Source organism: Rosenbergiella collisarenosi, assembly GCF_018494085.1.
GTDB classification, from domain to species: domain Bacteria; phylum Pseudomonadota; class Gammaproteobacteria; order Enterobacterales; family Enterobacteriaceae; genus Rosenbergiella; species Rosenbergiella collisarenosi.
Genome location: NZ_JABBFP010000015.1, coordinates 1 through 16757, shown reverse-complemented (window position 1 = coordinate 16757; position 16757 = coordinate 1). Strand labels below are relative to the sequence as shown.

26 protein-coding genes are annotated in these 16757 nt (G+C 45.7%); 20 read left to right on the top strand and 6 right to left on the bottom strand.

Annotated elements, in window-relative coordinates:
* Positions 1-14: 14 nt before the first annotated feature.
* From rpsH to HGT70_RS15915, 14 genes are all read left to right on the top strand, one after another.
* Positions 15-407 carry a 30S ribosomal protein S8 gene (rpsH, locus tag HGT70_RS15980; RefSeq protein WP_071433395.1) on the top strand — a complete coding sequence of 131 codons (393 nt, stop codon included), beginning with the start codon at positions 15-17 and terminating at the stop codon, positions 405-407.
* 12 nt (positions 408-419) lie between these two features.
* On the top strand, positions 420-953 hold the full coding sequence (rplF, locus tag HGT70_RS15975) for a 50S ribosomal protein L6 (protein ID WP_048912848.1): 534 nt from the start codon (positions 420-422) through the stop codon (positions 951-953).
* Between the two features lie 9 nt (positions 954-962).
* On the top strand, positions 963-1316 hold the full coding sequence (gene rplR / locus HGT70_RS15970; protein ID WP_048912847.1) for a 50S ribosomal protein L18: 354 nt from the start codon (positions 963-965) through the stop codon (positions 1314-1316).
* 14 nt (positions 1317-1330) lie between these two features.
* Complete coding sequence (gene rpsE / locus HGT70_RS15965) at positions 1331-1831, top strand: 30S ribosomal protein S5 (RefSeq protein ID WP_071433397.1); 501 nt, start codon at positions 1331-1333, stop codon at positions 1829-1831.
* 5 nt (positions 1832-1836) lie between these two features.
* A complete protein-coding gene (gene rpmD, locus HGT70_RS15960) occupies positions 1837-2016 on the top strand; it encodes a 50S ribosomal protein L30 (protein WP_004846568.1) in 180 nt (59 codons plus the stop codon).
* 3 nt (positions 2017-2019) lie between these two features.
* Entirely contained in the window at positions 2020-2454 is a 435-nt protein-coding gene (rplO, locus tag HGT70_RS15955; RefSeq protein WP_048912845.1) for a 50S ribosomal protein L15, read from the top strand.
* 8 nt (positions 2455-2462) lie between these two features.
* A complete protein-coding gene (gene secY / locus HGT70_RS15950) occupies positions 2463-3794 on the top strand; it encodes a preprotein translocase subunit SecY (protein ID WP_048912844.1) in 1332 nt (443 codons plus the stop codon).
* A 32-nt stretch (positions 3795-3826) separates the two neighbouring features.
* Positions 3827-3943, top strand: coding sequence for a 50S ribosomal protein L36 (gene rpmJ, locus HGT70_RS15945; protein WP_071433402.1), 117 nt, complete (start codon positions 3827-3829; stop codon positions 3941-3943).
* Between the two features lie 147 nt (positions 3944-4090).
* Positions 4091-4447 carry a 30S ribosomal protein S13 gene (rpsM, locus tag HGT70_RS15940; protein ID WP_038016625.1) on the top strand — a complete coding sequence of 119 codons (357 nt, stop codon included), beginning with the start codon at positions 4091-4093 and terminating at the stop codon, positions 4445-4447.
* A gap of 16 nt (positions 4448-4463) precedes the next feature.
* Positions 4464-4853 (top strand): 30S ribosomal protein S11, encoded by a 390-nt coding sequence (gene rpsK, locus HGT70_RS15935; protein WP_004160563.1) that lies wholly within the window; start codon positions 4464-4466, stop codon positions 4851-4853.
* Between the two features lie 33 nt (positions 4854-4886).
* Entirely contained in the window at positions 4887-5507 is a 621-nt protein-coding gene (rpsD, locus tag HGT70_RS15930) for a 30S ribosomal protein S4 (protein WP_048912842.1), read from the top strand.
* A 26-nt stretch (positions 5508-5533) separates the two neighbouring features.
* Positions 5534-6523, top strand: a complete 990-nt coding sequence (locus HGT70_RS15925; protein WP_048912841.1) for a DNA-directed RNA polymerase subunit alpha — start codon at positions 5534-5536, stop codon at positions 6521-6523.
* Between the two features lie 40 nt (positions 6524-6563).
* A complete protein-coding gene (rplQ, locus tag HGT70_RS15920; protein ID WP_048912840.1) occupies positions 6564-6947 on the top strand; it encodes a 50S ribosomal protein L17 in 384 nt (127 codons plus the stop codon).
* A 74-nt stretch (positions 6948-7021) separates the two neighbouring features.
* Positions 7022-7399 carry a DnaJ family domain-containing protein gene (locus HGT70_RS15915; protein WP_214196530.1) on the top strand — a complete coding sequence of 126 codons (378 nt, stop codon included), beginning with the start codon at positions 7022-7024 and terminating at the stop codon, positions 7397-7399.
* Between the two features lie 38 nt (positions 7400-7437).
* On the opposite strand, the gene mscL is transcribed toward HGT70_RS15915, so the two are convergent.
* The 5 genes from mscL to def form a co-directional block, all read right to left on the bottom strand.
* On the bottom strand, positions 7438-7839 hold the full coding sequence (gene mscL / locus HGT70_RS15910; protein WP_071433407.1) for a large-conductance mechanosensitive channel protein MscL: 402 nt from the start codon (positions 7837-7839) through the stop codon (positions 7438-7440).
* Positions 7840-7933: 94 nt separating this feature from the next.
* Positions 7934-9310 (bottom strand): Trk system potassium transporter TrkA, encoded by a 1377-nt coding sequence (gene trkA, locus HGT70_RS15905; protein WP_071433409.1) that lies wholly within the window; start codon positions 9308-9310, stop codon positions 7934-7936.
* Positions 9311-9334: 24 nt separating this feature from the next.
* A complete protein-coding gene (gene rsmB / locus HGT70_RS15900; RefSeq protein WP_214196529.1) occupies positions 9335-10624 on the bottom strand; it encodes a 16S rRNA (cytosine(967)-C(5))-methyltransferase RsmB in 1290 nt (429 codons plus the stop codon).
* A 35-nt stretch (positions 10625-10659) separates the two neighbouring features.
* The gene (gene fmt, locus HGT70_RS15895) at positions 10660-11607 is read right to left on the bottom strand and encodes a methionyl-tRNA formyltransferase (protein ID WP_214196528.1); all 948 of its coding nucleotides are present in this window, start codon (positions 11605-11607) and stop codon (positions 10660-10662) included.
* A 30-nt stretch (positions 11608-11637) separates the two neighbouring features.
* The gene (def, locus tag HGT70_RS15890) at positions 11638-12144 is read right to left on the bottom strand and encodes a peptide deformylase (RefSeq protein WP_071433415.1); all 507 of its coding nucleotides are present in this window, start codon (positions 12142-12144) and stop codon (positions 11638-11640) included.
* A 115-nt stretch (positions 12145-12259) separates the two neighbouring features.
* Here def and dprA point away from each other — a divergent pair, with 115 nt between their 5' ends.
* From dprA to HGT70_RS15860, 6 genes are read left to right on the top strand one after another with little or no spacing between them, the layout of a single operon-like run.
* The gene (dprA, locus tag HGT70_RS15885; protein ID WP_214196537.1) at positions 12260-13384 is read left to right on the top strand and encodes a DNA-processing protein DprA; all 1125 of its coding nucleotides are present in this window, start codon (positions 12260-12262) and stop codon (positions 13382-13384) included.
* A complete protein-coding gene (locus tag HGT70_RS15880; protein WP_071433417.1) occupies positions 13356-13829 on the top strand; it encodes a DUF494 family protein in 474 nt (157 codons plus the stop codon). The genes dprA and HGT70_RS15880 overlap by 29 nt, the downstream gene beginning before the upstream one ends.
* A gap of 23 nt (positions 13830-13852) precedes the next feature.
* Positions 13853-14404 carry a DNA topoisomerase family protein gene (locus HGT70_RS15875; RefSeq protein WP_214196527.1) on the top strand — a complete coding sequence of 184 codons (552 nt, stop codon included), beginning with the start codon at positions 13853-13855 and terminating at the stop codon, positions 14402-14404.
* A gap of 4 nt (positions 14405-14408) precedes the next feature.
* A complete protein-coding gene (tsaC, locus tag HGT70_RS15870; RefSeq protein WP_214196526.1) occupies positions 14409-14981 on the top strand; it encodes an L-threonylcarbamoyladenylate synthase type 1 TsaC in 573 nt (190 codons plus the stop codon).
* 4 nt (positions 14982-14985) lie between these two features.
* Positions 14986-15804, top strand: coding sequence for a shikimate dehydrogenase (aroE, locus tag HGT70_RS15865; protein WP_214196525.1), 819 nt, complete (start codon positions 14986-14988; stop codon positions 15802-15804).
* Entirely contained in the window at positions 15804-16055 is a 252-nt protein-coding gene (locus HGT70_RS15860; RefSeq protein WP_214196524.1) for a DUF1488 family protein, read from the top strand. Before aroE ends, HGT70_RS15860 begins: the two co-directional genes overlap by 1 nt.
* Here HGT70_RS15860 and HGT70_RS15855 read toward each other — a convergent pair.
* Positions 16037-16576, bottom strand: a complete 540-nt coding sequence (locus HGT70_RS15855) for a gamma carbonic anhydrase family protein (RefSeq protein WP_071433425.1) — start codon at positions 16574-16576, stop codon at positions 16037-16039. The genes HGT70_RS15860 and HGT70_RS15855 overlap by 19 nt on opposite strands.
* Positions 16577-16757: the final 181 nt, after the last annotated feature.

Below are 16757 nucleotides of genomic sequence, written 5' to 3'. Positions count from 1 at the left end.
GGGAGTAGACACTGATGAGCATGCAAGATCCGATCGCGGATATGCTGACCCGTATCCGTAACGGTCAGTCCGCGAACAAAGTTGCGGTCACTATGCCTTCCTCCAAGCTGAAATTGGCTATTGCCAACGTGCTGAAGGAAGAAGGTTATATTGAAGATTTTAAAATTGAAGGCGACATCAAGCCAGAACTTGAAGTGACTTTAAAGTACTTCGAAGGAAAGGCTGTTGTAGAAAGCATTCAGCGAGTAAGCCGCCCTGGCCTGCGCATCTATAAAAGAAAAGATGAGCTGCCAAAAGTTATGGCTGGTTTAGGTATCGCAGTTATTTCTACATCGAAAGGTGTTATGACTGATCGTGCAGCGCGCCAAGCTGGTCTTGGTGGCGAAATTATCTGCTACGTAGCGTAATCGGAGGGTAAAATGTCTCGTGTTGCTAAAGCACCTGTCGTTGTTCCTGCCGGCGTCGACGTAAAAATCAACGGTCAGGAAGTATCGATTAAAGGTAAAAACGGCGAGCTGTCTCGTACTATCAACAAAGCTGTTGAAGTTAAACATGCAGATAACGCTTTGACTTTCGCACCTCGCGAAGGTTTTGCTGATGCATGGGCGCAAGCAGGTACTGCACGCGCTCTGTTGAACTCAATGGTTATCGGTGTTACCGAAGGCTTCACCAAGAAGCTGCAGTTAGTCGGTGTTGGTTATCGTGCGGCTATTAAAGGTTCTTCAGTGAACCTCTCACTGGGTTTTTCTCACCCGGTTGAGCATAAATTGCCTGCGGGAATCACTGCCGAATGTCCAACACAAACTGAAATCGTACTGAAAGGTGCTGATAAGCAGGTAATTGGGCAGGTTGCAGCGGACTTGCGCGCCTACCGTCGTCCTGAGCCTTATAAAGGCAAGGGTGTCCGTTACGCCGACGAAGTCGTGCGTATCAAAGAGGCTAAGAAGAAGTAAGGTAACACTATGGATAAGAAATCTGCTCGTATCCGTCGTGCGACCCGTGCGCGTCGCAAGCTCAAAGAGCTGGGTGCTACACGCCTGGTGGTACATCGTACCCCGCGTCATATTTACGCACAGGTAATCGCTCCGAACGGTTCCGAAGTTCTGGTTGCTGCTTCTACTATAGAAAAAGCTATCGCTGAACAACTGAAGTACACTGGTAACAAGGACGCAGCAATCGCAGTAGGTAAAGCTATTGCAGAGCGCGCTATTGAAAAAGGCATCACAGGTGTTTCTTTCGATCGTTCTGGTTTCCAATATCATGGTCGTGTCCAGGCACTGGCAGATGCTGCCCGTGAAGCTGGCCTTCAGTTCTAAGGTAGAGGTCTAAGATGTCACACATCGAGAAACAAGCTGGCGAACTGCAGGAAAAACTGATCGCGGTAAACCGTGTTTCTAAAACTGTTAAAGGTGGTCGTATTTTCTCCTTCACAGCATTGACTGTGGTAGGTGATGGTAACGGTCGCGTTGGTTTTGGTTACGGTAAAGCGCGCGAAGTTCCAGCAGCAATCCAGAAAGCGATGGAAAAAGCCCGTCGCAACATGGTTAATGTCCCGCTGACTAACGGTACCCTGCAACACCCTGTAAAAGGTGTTCATACTGGTTCCCGTGTGTTCATGCAGCCGGCTTCTGAAGGTACAGGTATTATTGCCGGTGGTGCAATGCGTGCAGTACTAGAAGTTGCTGGAGTTCATAACGTTCTTTCTAAAGCATATGGTTCTACTAACCCGATTAACGTGGTTCGTGCAACTATTGATGGTCTGAGCAATATGAAATCTCCAGATATGGTCGCTGCCAAGCGTGGTAAATCCGTTGAAGAAATTCTGGGGTAATTATCATGGCTAAGACTATTAAAATTACTCAAACCCGCAGTGCAATCGGTCGTCTGCCAAAACATAAGGCAACACTTCTGGGCTTAGGGTTACGTCGTATTGGTCATACTGTAGAACGTGAGGATACTCCTGCGGTTCGCGGTATGGTTAACGCGGTTTCCTACATGGTTAAAGTGGAGGAGTAACAGATGCGTTTAAATACTCTGTCTCCGGCCGAAGGGTCTAAGCACGCCGCTAAGCGTTTAGGTCGTGGTATTGGTTCTGGCGTCGGTAAAACCGGTGGCCGTGGTCACAAAGGTCAGAAGTCTCGTTCTGGCGGTGGCGTACGTCGCGGTTTTGAAGGTGGTCAGATGCCTTTATATCGTCGTTTACCAAAATTTGGTTTCACCTCTCGCAAATCTATGGTCACTACAGAGATCCGTCTGTCTGACCTTGCGAAAGTTGAAGGCGGTATTGTCGATCTGAACACTCTGAAAGCAGCCAACATTATTGGTGTACAGATTGAATTTGCGAAAGTGATTCTTTCTGGCGAAGTTACTGCACCAGTAACTATTCGTGGTCTGCGCGTCACCAAAGGTGCTCGTGCTGCTATCGAAGCTGCTGGCGGTAAAATCGAGGAATAATTGAACTGATGGCTAAACAACCGGGATTAGATTTTCAAAGTGCCAAGGGCGGGCTAGGTGAACTAAAGCGCAGACTAATGTTTGTAATTGGTGCCCTGATTGTCTTCCGAATTGGTTCTTTTATTCCAATTCCTGGTATTGATGCCACAGTTCTTGCTAAATTGCTCGAGCAACAGCGTGGTACCATCATTGATATGTTTAACATGTTCTCTGGTGGTGCTCTGAGTCGTGCTTCGATCTTTGCCCTGGGAATAATGCCGTATATTTCTGCGTCCATTATTATTCAGCTGTTAACTGTGGTTCATCCTGCATTAGCAGAAATAAAGAAAGAAGGGGAGTCTGGTCGTCGCAAGATTAGCCAGTATACCCGTTACGGTACTCTCGTATTGGCAGTGTTTCAGGCGATTGGTATTGCTACCGGTCTACCTAACATGCCAGGCATGCAAGGGTTGGTCATCAACCCGGGTATTGCTTTCTACGTTACCGCTGTTGTAAGCCTTGTCACGGGGACAATGTTCCTTATGTGGTTGGGCGAACAGATTACTGAGCGAGGTATCGGTAACGGTATCTCGATCATTATCTTTGCTGGTATTGTTGCGGGACTTCCGCAGGCCGTTGGCCATACCATCGAGCAAGCACGGCAAGGCGGCCTACACTTCCTCTTATTGTTGTTGGTTGCAGTTTTAGTATTTGCAGTGACTTACTTTGTTATTTTTGTTGAGCGTGGACAACGTCGTATCGTAGTCAATTACGCGAAGCGTCAACAAGGTCGTCGTGTTTATGCTGCACAAAGTACACATTTACCTTTAAAAGTAAATATGGCGGGGGTTATCCCAGCTATTTTTGCCTCAAGTATTATCCTGTTTCCAGCGACTTTAACATCCTGGTTTGGCGGGAGTACTGGATGGTCTTGGCTAAGTGCTATTTCGGATAATTTAGCACCAGGTCAGCCACTTTATGTGTTACTATACGCAACTGCTATCATCTTCTTCTGCTTTTTCTACACGGCATTGGTATTCAATCCGCGCGAAACTGCAGATAATTTGAAGAAGTCAGGCGCATTTGTACCGGGTATTCGTCCGGGAGAGCAAACGGCGAGGTACATCGATAAAGTGATGACACGCCTCACTCTTATTGGCGCCCTGTATATTACGTTTATCTGCCTGATCCCGGAGTTCATGCGTGATGCGATGAATGTTCCATTTAGCTTTGGTGGTACATCACTGCTAATTGTCGTCGTTGTTATCATGGACTTTATGGCTCAAGTGCAAACTCTAATGATGTCAAGTCAGTACGAGTCTGCATTGAAAAAAGCAAACCTAAAAGGCCAAGGCCGTTAATTTAGGCGCTTGAGAAGTTACGGAGAGTAAAAATGAAAGTTCGTGCTTCCGTCAAGAAAATGTGTCGTAACTGCAAAATTGTCCGCCGCGACGGCGTCGTGCGTGTGATTTGCAGCGTAGAACCTAAGCATAAACAGCGTCAAGGCTGATTTATTGCAGATTTTTCTTGCAAAGTCGGGTTGAGCTGGCTAGATTAGCCAGCCAATCTTTTTTATGTAAGTGTATTCTTCATTTGAGTATCCTGAAAACGGGCTTTTCAGCATGAGAATACAGTTAATTAGTAATAGGAGTGCATAGTGGCCCGTATAGCAGGCATTAACATTCCTGATCATAAACACACCGTTATTGCATTAACTGCAATCTTCGGAATCGGTAAAACTCGTTCGAAAGCCATTTGCGCTTCAACGGGTATTGCTGAAGATGTTAAGATCAGTGAGCTGTCTGAAGAACAGATTGAGCAGCTGCGTGAAGCAGTTGGCAAATTCGTTGTTGAAGGTGATCTGCGTCGTGAAGTTACCCTGAGCATCAAGCGTCTTATGGACCTTGGTTGCTACCGTGGTTTGCGTCATCGTCGTGGTCTTCCGGTTCGCGGTCAGCGCACCAAGACCAATGCACGTACCCGTAAGGGTCCGCGCAAACCGATCAAGAAATAATCGGGGTGAGTAAATAATGGCAAAGGCACCAGTTCGTGCACGTAAGCGTGTAAGAAAACAAGTCTCAGATGGCGTGGCTCATGTCCATGCGTCTTTTAACAACACCATCGTTACTATTACTGATCGTCAGGGTAACGCACTGGGTTGGGCAACAGCCGGTGGTTCCGGTTTCCGTGGTTCACGTAAATCTACGCCGTTCGCTGCTCAGGTCGCTGCAGAGCGCTGTGCAGAAGCTGTAAAAGATTACGGTATTAAAAACCTGGAAGTTATGGTAAAGGGTCCGGGGCCAGGACGCGAATCAACAATTCGTGCACTGAACGCCGCAGGTTTCCGCATCACTAATATTACTGATGTGACTCCGATCCCTCACAACGGTTGTCGTCCGCCGAAGAAACGCCGCGTATAACGCGCCTGTTTCTAGGTTAGTTGGAGAAAGAAAATGGCAAGATATTTGGGTCCTAAGCTCAAGCTGAGCCGTCGTGAGGGCACTGACTTATTCCTTAAGTCTGGCGTTCGCGCGATTGATTCCAAGTGTAAGATTGAACAAGCCCCTGGTCAACACGGAGCGCGTAAACCGCGTCTGTCTGACTACGGCGGTCAGTTACGTGAAAAGCAAAAAGTTCGTCGTATGTACGGTGTTCTTGAGCGTCAATTCCGTAACTATTATCAAGAAGCAGCTCGTCTGAAAGGCAACACCGGTGAAAACCTGTTAGCGTTGCTTGAAGGTCGTCTGGATAACGTTGTTTACCGTATGGGCTTTGGAGCTACTCGTGCTGAATCGCGCCAGTTAGTTAGCCATAAGTCAATTCTGGTAAATGGTCACGTTGTTAACATCGCTTCTTATCAGGTATCTCCGAATGATGTAGTAAGCATCCGTGAGAAAGCCAAAAAGCAAGCTCGCGTTAAGGCGGCTCTTGAGCTGTCAGAACAACGTGAAAAGCCAACCTGGCTAGAAGTTGATGCAGCTAAGATGGAAGGTGTGTTTAAGCGTAAGCCTGAACGTACTGATCTGTCTGCGGACATTAACGAGCACCTGATCGTCGAGCTTTACTCTAAGTAAGGCTTGAGTACCAAAGAGAGGACACAATGCAGGGTTCTGTGACAGAGTTTCTAAAACCGCGCCTGGTAGATATCGAGCAAGTTAGTTCGACGCACGCCAAGGTGACCCTTGAACCATTAGAGCGTGGCTTTGGCCACACTTTAGGTAACGCACTGCGCCGTATTCTGCTTTCATCCATGCCGGGTTGCGCGGTGACCGAGGTTGAAATTGATGGTGTACTTCATGAGTACAGCACCAAAGAAGGGATCCAAGAAGATATTCTCGAAATCCTGCTCAACCTGAAAGGGCTTGCGGTAAGAGTTCAAGGTAAAGATGAAGTTATTTTAACTTTGAATAAATCTGGCATTGGCCCTGTGACTGCAGCCGACATCACCCATGATGGTGATGTCGAAATCGTCAAGCCGCAGCACGTGATCTGCCACCTCACTGACGAGAGCGCATCTGTAAATATGCGTATCAAAGTTCAGCGTGGTCGTGGTTATGTGCCGGCTTCTGCCCGAATTCATTCGGAAGAAGATGAGCGCCCAATCGGACGTTTGTTAGTTGATGCTTGTTACAGCCCTGTAGACCGTATCGCCTACAATGTTGAAGCAGCTCGCGTAGAACAACGTACAGATTTGGACAAGCTAGTCATCGAAATGGAAACTAACGGCACAATCGATCCTGAAGAGGCGATTCGTCGTGCAGCGACTATACTGGCTGAACAACTTGATGCTTTTGTTGATTTACGTGACGTACGTCAACCAGAAGTTAAAGAAGAGAAACCAGAATTCGATCCGATCTTGCTGCGCCCTGTTGACGATCTGGAATTGACTGTCCGCTCTGCTAACTGCTTGAAAGCAGAAGCTATCCACTACATCGGTGATCTGGTACAACGTACCGAGGTTGAGCTTCTTAAGACGCCTAACCTTGGTAAAAAATCTCTTACTGAGATTAAAGACGTGCTGGCTTCACGTGGACTTTCTCTAGGCATGCGCTTAGAAAATTGGCCACCTGCAAGCATTGCAGATGAGTAACCGGATCACAGGTTAAGGTTTCACTGAGAAGGATAAGGTCATGCGCCATCGTAAGAGTGGTCGTCAACTGAACCGTAACAGCAGCCATCGCCAGGCTATGTTTCGTAACATGGCTGGTTCATTAGTCCGTCACGAAATTATCAAGACGACTTTACCAAAGGCTAAAGAACTGCGTCGCGTTGTTGAGCCGCTGATTACACTTGCTAAGACTGACAATGTTGCAAACCGTCGTCTAGCATTCGCCCGTACTCGTGATAACGAGATCGTGGCAAAATTATTTAATGAGTTAGGCCCGCGTTTCGCGAGCCGCACTGGTGGTTACACTCGTATTCTTAAGTGTGGCTTCCGTGCTGGAGACAACGCCCCGATGGCTTACATCGAGCTCGTTGATCGTCCTGAAGCTCAAGCTGAAGCTGCAGAGTAATCTGTCAGCCAATGCAATTAAAAAACCCGCTCCGGCGGGTTTTTTATTTCCTCTAATTTAATAGAGTGATCCTTATGATGTTTCTTGATTCACTTGTAGAACGCCATATCAATGAAGCACAACAACAAGGTAAGTTTGATAACCTACCGGGTGCAGGTAAACCATTAGTGCTTGATGATGATAGCCAAGTGCCAGAAAATGTAAGAATGTCTTATCGAATACTGAAAATGAGTGGCTTTCTCCCTGAAGCGCTGCAGCTCCGACAAGAGGCTATAACTCTACAGAACCTTCTTCATACAGCGACTGATGCTGATGAGTGCTCAACCTACCATGCTCATTTGGAATTAATTAAACTGAAAATATCTCAGACAGGGTTATCGACCCGGTTTCTTGACGATATTGCCTATGGAGAGGAAGTGAGAGGAAAATTGTTAGGTAAGGATGATTTTTAGAAGAGCCATAACGCTGTGCTATGGCTCTTTTAAAAGACTTATTGTTTGGTTTTTAGTAGATCGCGAATTTCTGTTAGTAATACTTCTTCTGCGCTAGGCTTAGCTACTGGCTTCTCGACTTCTTTCTTCTTATAAAGCTTATTCATTACTTTAATTGCAAGGAATATAGCAAATGCGATGATAATAAAATCAAAAATCGATTGGATAAAGATACCGTACTGTAACAATACTGCTGGAGTATCGCCCACTGCCGGTTTGAGTGTTACTGCCATATTCTTGAAATCGATACCACCGATCAGCAGTCCTAGTGGCGGCATAATGATATTTGCAACGAGGGAAGAAACAATCTTTCCGAATGCTGCACCAATGACCACACCGACAGCCAAGTCGACAACGTTTCCACGCATAGCAAAATCACGAAACTCTTTAAATAAACTCATGCAGGCTATTCCCTTATAAGATGAATGAAACGGTACTTTACTAAAATATTTTTTATATTACTACGTATGCTTACTAATCAATAATAGCAGCACATCACAAGAAGAATGGGCTCGGTTGGAATAGTTTCTCTACATCACTCACATATTTCTTGTCGGTTAAAAACATGATGACATGATCAGCTTGTTCTATCCGAGTAGAGTCATTGGCGATAATTACCTCATCCCCTCTAACAATTGCCCCAATTATCGTGCCTGGTGGTAACTTGATTTCCCGTATTGTTCGTCCAACTACCCTAGATGTACTCTCTTCTCCGTGCGCAATAGCTTCGATAGCTTCAGCGATACCTCTGCGTAGTGAATGTACGCTAACAATATCCGCTTTCCTTACGTGACCAAGTAAAGCTGAGATAGTGGCTTGTTGCGGAGATATAGCGATGTCGATGACACTACCTTGTACCAAATCAACGTAGGCGCGTCGTTGTATCAAGACCATTGCTTTCTTCGCCCCCATCTTTTTGGCCAACATAGCAGACATAATGTTAGCTTCATCATCGTTGGTAACCGCAATAAAAAGATCGACTTGATCGATATTCTCCTCAGCTAGGAGTTCTTGATCCGACGCATCACCATAAAATACGGTGGTATTATTAAGCTGTTGTGCTAACTCCGCCGCACGTTCCTTATTACGCTCAATAAGCTTAATACTGTATTGCTTCTCAAGTTTCTTCGCTAATCCAAACCCAATATTTCCGCCTCCGACCAGCATGATCCTCTTATAAGGTTTTTCAAGGCGCTGCATTTCACTCATTACGGCACGGATATGCTGATTGGCGGCTATAAAGAAAACTTCGTCACCGGCTTCAATGATTGTGGTACCTTGAGGTCGAATCGGTCGATCTTGTCTAAAGATTGCGGTGACTCTGCTCTCAATGTGCGGCATATGTTCACGCATGGTAGAAAGGGGATTGCCGACGAGTGGCCCACCATAATAGGCTTTTACTACCGCAAGGCTAACTTTGTCATCGGCAAAGTTAACGACCTGTAATGCTCCAGGGTATTCGATCAGCCTAAAAATGTTATCGATCACTAACTGTTCTGGTGCAATTAGATGATCGATGGGGATCGCTTCAGGCACGAAAAGCCTATTCATGTCATGTAAATAATCTGATGCTCGAATACGAGCGATACGATTTGGAGTATTAAATAGGGTATAGGCAATCTGGCATGCAATCATATTGGTTTCGTCAGAACTGGTCACTGCCACCAACATATCTGCATCTTCGGCACCAGCCTCTTCTAAAGTACGAGGATGTGAACCCGATCCTGTTACTACGCGAAGATCGAACTTGTCTTGTAGGCTACGTAGTCGTGTTGGATCAGTGTCCACGACGGTCACATCATTATTCTCGCCTACTAAATTCTCTGCAAGCGTACCACCAACTTGGCCAGCACCCAGGATAATAATTTTCATCGTCGTGACACTCTTATTGTTGAATTATTTTTTTAAAATTTTTGCGTAGAAGAATCCATCTCCGCCATTCTCGGAGGGAAGTACCTGTAGGCCATTCTCCGTACCTCCTGGTAAGAGTTGGTATGAGGCGTCTGGATGCGCTGCGAGGAATGCTGCCACTTGTAAACTATTCTCTTCAGGGAGGATAGAGCAGGTCGAGTAAAGTAAAATTCCACCCGGCTTCAGACGTTTCCAAGCCGCTTCGAGTATTTCTTTCTGCAGTGCAGCCAAGTCAGAAATATCATTATCTCTTCTTAGCCACTTAATATCAGGATGACGTCTAATCACTCCAGTCGCAGAGCAAGGTGCATCTAATAAAATACGGTCAAAATATTCGTCACCTAACCAATCGTCAGGATAACGTCCATCACCACATACTAATTTCGCGTTCAGTTTTAGGCGTTCAAGATTCTCAGCGACTCTCGATAAACGTTGTTCATCTATGTCGACTGCGGTGACTTTAGCCGTGTTAGCGAGTTCCAATATATGCGTTGTCTTCCCCCCCGGCGCTGCACAAATATCTAAAATGACCTCTCCGGGCTGGGGATCAAGATATAAAGAACAACGCTGAGCAGAAAGGTCTTGGACAGTTACCCAACCCTCTTCAAAGCCGGGTAGAGAAGTCACGCCCGCAGGTTTTTCTAGGCAAACCGCTTGTGGTGATAAATCGGTTGTTGTAGCGGCAATACCAGCTTCCTGTAGTAATGTCAGCCAGCTATCTCGTGAGTGATGCAACTGATTTACCCTTAACCACATGGGAGGGCGACTATTATTTGCCTCTAAGAGAGATATCCAGGTATCGGGCCAAGCAGCTTTTACCCTATGAATTAACCACGAAGGATGGAGATACTGTACCGACTCGGATACCTTATTGATATTAAAATCAGTTTCACGTCTCTGGTAATTTCTTAATACGCCATTGATAAGACCTTTAAGGCTCTGGCGTTTTAAAAAAACTGCTGCTTGTACCGTTTCAGCCAGCGCAGCATGTGGAGGGACACGGGTATGACGCAATTGGTAGATGCCTACCATCATTAAGTAATGGATGACCCGTTGTTTACCCTTCATAGGTTTATCCATTAACTGAAGAATAATATGGTCGAGTTGCGGTAAGTAACGAATCACACCAAAACTAAGCTCTTGTAGTAAAGCTCGGTCTTTATCGTTCAACTTTCGTTGCGCAGGAGGAAGAATAGTTGATAAAGATTGTCCTTTATCGATAACCTGCTCAACTAGCTGTGCAGCAATACCACGCAGGTTAGTTATATTTTTCATTCATAGCTCGTAGTGTGATAGAAAGCGGAAGACTTCTAATTTAGAACTGTTCCAGGTATGAACCACTCTTGTCGCGAATTGAGTAGGTCTTGTACCGACATTGGTTTTTTTCCTGGTGGTTGCAACGTCTCGATGTTGAGAATTCCATCGCTGGTTGCGACCTTAACGCCTGTTTTATCTGCAGCGAGGACAGTGCCTGGCTTGCTTTTCTCATCAGTGGGTAATACAGATGCACGCCAGATTTTGATATTCTGCTCGCCGACGACAAGATAACTAAAAGGCCAAGGATTGAAGGCCCTAATACAACGTTCTAAGTTAGTAGCAGATAAGTTCCAATCCAAGCGAGCTTCATCTTTAGTGAGTTTACGCGCATACGTTGCCAGTGAGTTTTCCTGTTTCTCTGGCGACAACTGTCCTTTCGCAAGTAGATCCAAACTATCGAGAAGTGCCGGAGGTCCCAATTCTGCAAGCTTATCGTAGAGCGAGGCACTGGTATCTTCTGGCTCTATTGGACAAGATACTTTGAGGAGCATGTCGCCAGTGTCTAACCCTATGTCCATCTGCATTATCGTGATGCCCGTCTCTTGGTCCCCAGCCCATAAAGCGCGTTGAATAGGGGCAGCCCCTCGCCAAGCGGGTAGTAGCGAACCGTGCACATTCAAGCAACCATATTTCGGCATTGTGAGTACTTCAGCTGGTAGTAATAATCCGTATGCGACGACGATCATTACGTCTGCATGGAGATCGGCGACCAATTGCTGCTGCTCAGGATTGCGTAATGATGCAGGTTGAAAAACCGGCAGGCCATTGGCTTCAGCCAAGGCTTTAACTGGCGAAGGCATCAGTTTTTTCCCCCGACCTGCAGGTCTATCGGGTTGAGTGAAAACACCGACGACTTGGTGGGCAGAACCGAGCAATACCGCGAGGTGTTTTGCAGCGAAATCGGGAGTTCCAGCAAAAATTACTTTCAAGGGCTTTGACACTATACCGTTCTCTAAATGTTAAGTAGTGGTTTAGCTGCGACTCTGACGAGCAAGCTTCTCGAGTTTTTGACGAATACGTTGGCGTTTCAGAGGTGAAAGGTAATCGATAAAGAGTTTTCCCTCTAGATGATCGATTTCATGCTGGATACAAATTGCGAGCAAGCCGTCAGCTTCAAGCTCAAATTGTTCGCCTTCACGATTGAGTGCGCGTACGGTTACCTTCTCTGCCCGGGGGACGAGGGCACGTTGTTCTGGGATAGATAAACATCCCTCCTCAATACCGGTTTCGCCACATTGGGTGAGGATTTCCGGATTAATGAGAACTAAGCGTTCGTTGCGCTCTTCCGAGACATCGATGACAATGACACGCTGATGAATATCGACCTGTGTTGCAGCTAATCCGATACCTTCTTCTGCATACATAGTGTCAAACATATCATCAACAATTTGTTTGATCTCAGGTGTAACTTGAGTAACGGGCTTCGCAACTTTGCGAAGTCGCTCGTCAGGATAATGTAGTACTTGTAACACTGACATAAATTTCCAAATTTCTGTTCAAAAAAGGGTGAATTATTTGCTCTTATTGTAGCCCTTTCACTGCATGATTGACAGCCTTGATACGGCGGTGGGGGCGGGTAATATGCAAACGGCTATGAAGGAAATAGAAATCTGGTTAAGAAGTTCATCGATACGAAATATTAAGTTTCAGCACCGGCTCCAGCTTATCGAGTCTTTACTCGTTTTACCTCATATCACCCGAGATACACTCAAATACGTGAATCTAACGGAACAACAAATTCGCCAATACTATGAATTCCCTGTGGAAGAATTGTTGCGTACTGAAGAGTGGCTTGAAGATAAAAATCATCATTTTATCCACTATAAACATGACGCTTATCCTGACTATCTCAAAGAATGTATGGCCTCTCCTCTGTATTTATTCGCTAGCGGTAACATCAAGCTTTTAGGCCAGGTACAGCTCGCCATTGTAGGAAGTCGTAGCTGTACTTATTACGGTAAATATTGGGCCAAGGTCTTCGCCAGCGGAATAGCGAAACATAATATCGCTGTAACGAGTGGGCTTGCTCTAGGTATAGATGCAATTGCGCATCAAGCAGCATTATTGGCGAATGGTATGACGATCGCAGTACTTGGAAGTGGTCTAGAAAACATCTATCCCCGTGAAAATGTCGGTCTTTACGAGCAGATTATTGATAGGGGTGGATTAGCTATTAGTGAGTTCACGCTAGCAACTCCACCTAAGGGATGTCATTTTCCTCGAAGGAATCGGATTATTAGTGGCTTAAGTGTTGGGACACTGGTTGTCGAAGGCTCTCTTCGCAGTGGCTCGCTAATTACTGCTCGTTATGCCTTGGAACAAAATAGAAATATCTATGCAGTACCTGGTTCCTTGCATAGCCCAGCCTCTACAGGTTGTCACTGGTTGATTCAACAAGGGGGCTTACTCGTCAAAGAGGTTGCCGACATCATTGAGGATTTACATTTGGCACATCCTTCTGTGCTATATCCCCCTTTTAATTCATTAAATTTTGCAGAGAGTGACAAAGTACCATTGCCATTTGCTCATCTCTTGGCTAACGTAGGAGATGAGGTAACATCTGTTGACGTTGTCGCTGAACGTGCCGGCCAATCTGTACCAGATACAGTGATCGCATTGCTGGAACTGGAGTTAACAGGTTGGATCGCAGCTGTACCCGGCGGCTATGTCCGATTAAGGAGGGCAAGCCATGTTCGACGTTCTAATGTATTTGTTTGAGACATATATCCATAGTGAAATTGAAACTCAAGTGGATCAGGATAAGTTGACGAATGACTTAACCGATGCAGGTTTTCACCAAGAAGATATCTACAATGCTTTGAGCTGGTTAGAAAAGCTTGCAGACTACCAAGATGGGCTAGTTGAACCGCTTTTGATGCTCAATGATCCGCTTTCTGTTCGTATTTATACTGAACAAGAAAGTGCGAAATTGGATGCAGAATGCCGGGGCTTCATATTACTACTTGAGCAAATGCAAGTGCTTAATATCGAAACTCGTGAAATGGTTATTGAGCGTGTCACGGCCCTCGATACTCAGTCGTTCGAATTGGATGATCTTAAGTGGGTAATCTTGATGGTCCTTTTCAATATTCCTGGGTGTGAAAACGCTTACCAACAGATGGAAGATTTGCTGTTCGACGTGACGGATAGAGTCGTCCACTAAGAACCGCTGTTAACTGTGAAATCATGTCTAGAGCCGAGTTATTTTCTATATCGCAGCAAGAGCTCTGCCCGCAATGCGGAGCAGAGCTCGTCATACGTTCGGGCCAACATGGTCCGTTTCTCGGATGTTCAGCCTATCCGCAATGTAATTACCTACGCTCGCTCAACCCGTCTTCTGATGGTCACATCATAAAAGTACTCGAAGGACACGAATGTCCAAAATGTGGCGCAGATAAAGCCTTACGCAAAGGCCGTTACGGGATGTTTATCGGATGTACCGATTATCCTCAGTGTGATTATTCAGAAGCGATTGCGCAAACTGATTCAACTGATATTACATGTCCAGAGTGCCGGAGTGGGATCTTAGCTAAAAAACAGTCCCGCTTTGGGAAAACGTTTTATGCCTGCTCTAATTATCCCAAGTGCCGCTACGCACTAAATTACCCGCCCATCGAAGGCACCTGTCCTCAATGTGGATTCAATCTGCTTTACCATAAGAAGAGCGTCAAAGGTTTAAAAACCTTCTGCGCTAATAAATCGTGTGGGGTAGAGGTTAGCTTCTCCCCTGAAGAGTGAATACATGCCTAATACTAATTATACAGAGTCATTTGACCGCTGCGTCACCGCGATAAATCAAGGGGAGGTTATCGCTTACCCTACCGAAGCCGTTTTTGGCCTTGGATGTGACCCCGATAATCAGCAAGCAGTAGGTAAGCTGTTATTACTCAAGCAGCGGCCGATTGAAAAAGGACTCATTCTTATTGCTGCTTCATATGAGCAACTACGCCCTTACATAGCGGTTGAAAAAATTACGGCATTACAAGAAAGAAGGATGTTGAGCCACTGGCCCGGTCCTGTGACTTTTGTGGTACCAGCATCCCCTAGCGCACCGAAATGGATAACAGGCCGATTCGATAGTATCGCTGTAAGAGTCACTAACCATCCGGCCGTTCGACAACTTTGCGAAGCAGTCGGTAAGCCGTTGGTATCAACTAGCGCAAATCTCTCAGGCCAACCCCCTGCAAGGAGCTGGGATGAGGTAGTTGTACAATTCGGAGATGAATTTATTATTCTTAATGCAGTAACGGGTGGTCGGGATAATCCATCTGAAATAATTGATGCGTTAACAGGCGAACATATTCGCGAGGGTTAATTGAATGATTAAAGATGAATTCATTGTCATAGGTAATCCTATCGCACATAGTAAATCCCCCACTATCCATCAATTATTTGGCGAACAAACCGCAATTCCCCATAGGTATGGACGTTTACAGGTTGAATTGGGGGATTTTGAAAATACGGTACGTGAATTTTTTACCCAAGGCGGGAGGGGCGCCAACATAACGATGCCTTTTAAGCAGGAGGCTTTTATTTTTGCAGACCTATTATCAGAACGCGCGCAGTGTGCTGGTGCTGTAAATACACTCAAACTTCTTGAGAACGGAAACATCCTGGGTGATAACACTGACGGCATCGGGTTAGTCGCAGATATACATCGACGCTTTAATTTACAACAAGGGGCGAAGATATTAATTTTGGGAGCGGGTGGTGCAGCAAGAGGGGTTATCCATCCTCTACTTAATTGTGGCTACCAGCTCTCACTATGTAACAGGACGCAATCGAAGGCAGAGATGATGATTGATGACTTTGCTAAGGTCGGTTCGCTCTCTTTACATAAAGACGGTGATAATAGAGACGACTATGATCTTATCATCAACGCGACCTCTAGTGGGGTAGGTGGGGAGCTTCCACCCTTAAACCCCCGTTGTCTATCACCGTCTACTTTCTGTTACGACATGTTCTATAAGGCAGGGAAAACACCCTTCATCGAATGGGTGACCAGTTACGGTGTAAGAGATTCAGCAGATGGACTCGGGATGCTCGTAGGCCAAGCGGCGTATGCCTTCTATCTCTGGCATGGTGTTATGCCAGAAATCGAACCCGTTATTAGTAGTCTACGTAAGGAAATGATCTGATGAATCAAGCGATTCAGTTTTTGGAAGATGAATTTATTGATGAGGCTAAAGCTGCGATTGTATTTTCTGTTTTCGTTGATGGTTACAAACGGATATGTGCCATCACTATAAATACACTGGCAGACCAATTTGCAGAAGGGGAGCCATTGCTCGTTTTTGAGCGCTTTCGTTGGGATATTGAAGAAATCGCTGAGAAAGCGATCCTTTCTCAGCTTGACGATTCTGAAGGATATTATTGGTTATCTAAATAGTCTTGCTTCCATACCTTATAATTGTCAGCAGAATATTTTAAATATTCTAGCTCGTCTCCAGTTAACAGACGTATTTGCCGAACAGGGCTCCCCATATATAAGTAACCACTCATCAGCTTCTTCCGGGGAGGGACCAGAGACCCAGCGCCAATCAATACGTCATCGCCGATCACGACATCATCAAGAACAATACTTCCCATCCCGACTAATACTCGGTTACCGATAGTACAGCCATGCAGCATCACCTTATGGCCAATAGTAACGTCGTCCCCAATGATAAGGGGGTGGCCGTAAGGATTTGCCTCTGAGCGGTGAGAAACATGTAAAACAGAACCATCTTGTATATTGCTTCGCGAGCCTATAACAATGTGATTAACATCGCCTCTGATAACGACTAACGGCCATACACTGGCATCCTCTTTGAGGATTACGTCACCGATAATGACAGCAGAGGGATCAATCATTACTCCTTTTCCAATCTGGGGTGAGCGATCTTTGAAGACACGCAGGTTGCTATACATACCTTTTACCTTAATTTAGCGAGATTCTTCTATAAGGTCGCATATTTATGCAGCGTTATGTTCCCTTTTTATACGGAGTGATTCATTAATCACCACTCAGTAAGAAAGTTTAAATAATCCCTTGCGCTCTCAGCGGAACTCCCTATAATGCGCATCCACTGACACGGCAAAGCACGATACG

Bases quoted from the DNA above. Each gene is read 5' to 3' on its own strand.
- rpsH (WP_071433395.1), top strand. From the start codon at position 15: ATGAGCATGCAAGATCCGATCGCGGATATGCTGACCCGTATCCGTAAC.
- rplF (WP_048912848.1), top strand. From the start codon at position 420: ATGTCTCGTGTTGCTAAAGCACCTGTCGTTGTTCCTGCCGGCGTCGAC.
- rplR (WP_048912847.1), top strand. From the start codon at position 963: ATGGATAAGAAATCTGCTCGTATCCGTCGTGCGACCCGTGCGCGTCGC.
- rpsE (WP_071433397.1), top strand. From the start codon at position 1,331: ATGTCACACATCGAGAAACAAGCTGGCGAACTGCAGGAAAAACTGATC.
- rpmD (WP_004846568.1), top strand. From the start codon at position 1,837: ATGGCTAAGACTATTAAAATTACTCAAACCCGCAGTGCAATCGGTCGT.
- rplO (WP_048912845.1), top strand. From the start codon at position 2,020: ATGCGTTTAAATACTCTGTCTCCGGCCGAAGGGTCTAAGCACGCCGCT.
- secY (WP_048912844.1), top strand. From the start codon at position 2,463: ATGGCTAAACAACCGGGATTAGATTTTCAAAGTGCCAAGGGCGGGCTA.
- rpmJ (WP_071433402.1), top strand. From the start codon at position 3,827: ATGAAAGTTCGTGCTTCCGTCAAGAAAATGTGTCGTAACTGCAAAATT.
- rpsK (WP_004160563.1), top strand. From the start codon at position 4,464: ATGGCAAAGGCACCAGTTCGTGCACGTAAGCGTGTAAGAAAACAAGTC.
- rpsD (WP_048912842.1), top strand. From the start codon at position 4,887: ATGGCAAGATATTTGGGTCCTAAGCTCAAGCTGAGCCGTCGTGAGGGC.
- HGT70_RS15925 (WP_048912841.1), top strand. From the start codon at position 5,534: ATGCAGGGTTCTGTGACAGAGTTTCTAAAACCGCGCCTGGTAGATATC.
- rplQ (WP_048912840.1), top strand. From the start codon at position 6,564: ATGCGCCATCGTAAGAGTGGTCGTCAACTGAACCGTAACAGCAGCCAT.
- HGT70_RS15915 (WP_214196530.1), top strand. From the start codon at position 7,022: ATGATGTTTCTTGATTCACTTGTAGAACGCCATATCAATGAAGCACAA.
- mscL (WP_071433407.1), bottom strand. From the start codon at position 7,839: ATGAGTTTATTTAAAGAGTTTCGTGATTTTGCTATGCGTGGAAACGTT.
- trkA (WP_071433409.1), bottom strand. From the start codon at position 9,310: ATGAAAATTATTATCCTGGGTGCTGGCCAAGTTGGTGGTACGCTTGCA.
- rsmB (WP_214196529.1), bottom strand. From the start codon at position 10,624: ATGAAAAATATAACTAACCTGCGTGGTATTGCTGCACAGCTAGTTGAG.
- def (WP_071433415.1), bottom strand. From the start codon at position 12,144: ATGTCAGTGTTACAAGTACTACATTATCCTGACGAGCGACTTCGCAAA.
- dprA (WP_214196537.1), top strand. From the start codon at position 12,260: ATGAAGGAAATAGAAATCTGGTTAAGAAGTTCATCGATACGAAATATT.
- HGT70_RS15880 (WP_071433417.1), top strand. From the start codon at position 13,356: ATGTTCGACGTTCTAATGTATTTGTTTGAGACATATATCCATAGTGAA.
- HGT70_RS15875 (WP_214196527.1), top strand. From the start codon at position 13,853: ATGTCTAGAGCCGAGTTATTTTCTATATCGCAGCAAGAGCTCTGCCCG.
- tsaC (WP_214196526.1), top strand. From the start codon at position 14,409: ATGCCTAATACTAATTATACAGAGTCATTTGACCGCTGCGTCACCGCG.
- aroE (WP_214196525.1), top strand. From the start codon at position 14,986: ATGATTAAAGATGAATTCATTGTCATAGGTAATCCTATCGCACATAGT.
- HGT70_RS15860 (WP_214196524.1), top strand. From the start codon at position 15,804: ATGAATCAAGCGATTCAGTTTTTGGAAGATGAATTTATTGATGAGGCT.
- HGT70_RS15855 (WP_071433425.1), bottom strand. From the start codon at position 16,576: ATGTATAGCAACCTGCGTGTCTTCAAAGATCGCTCACCCCAGATTGGA.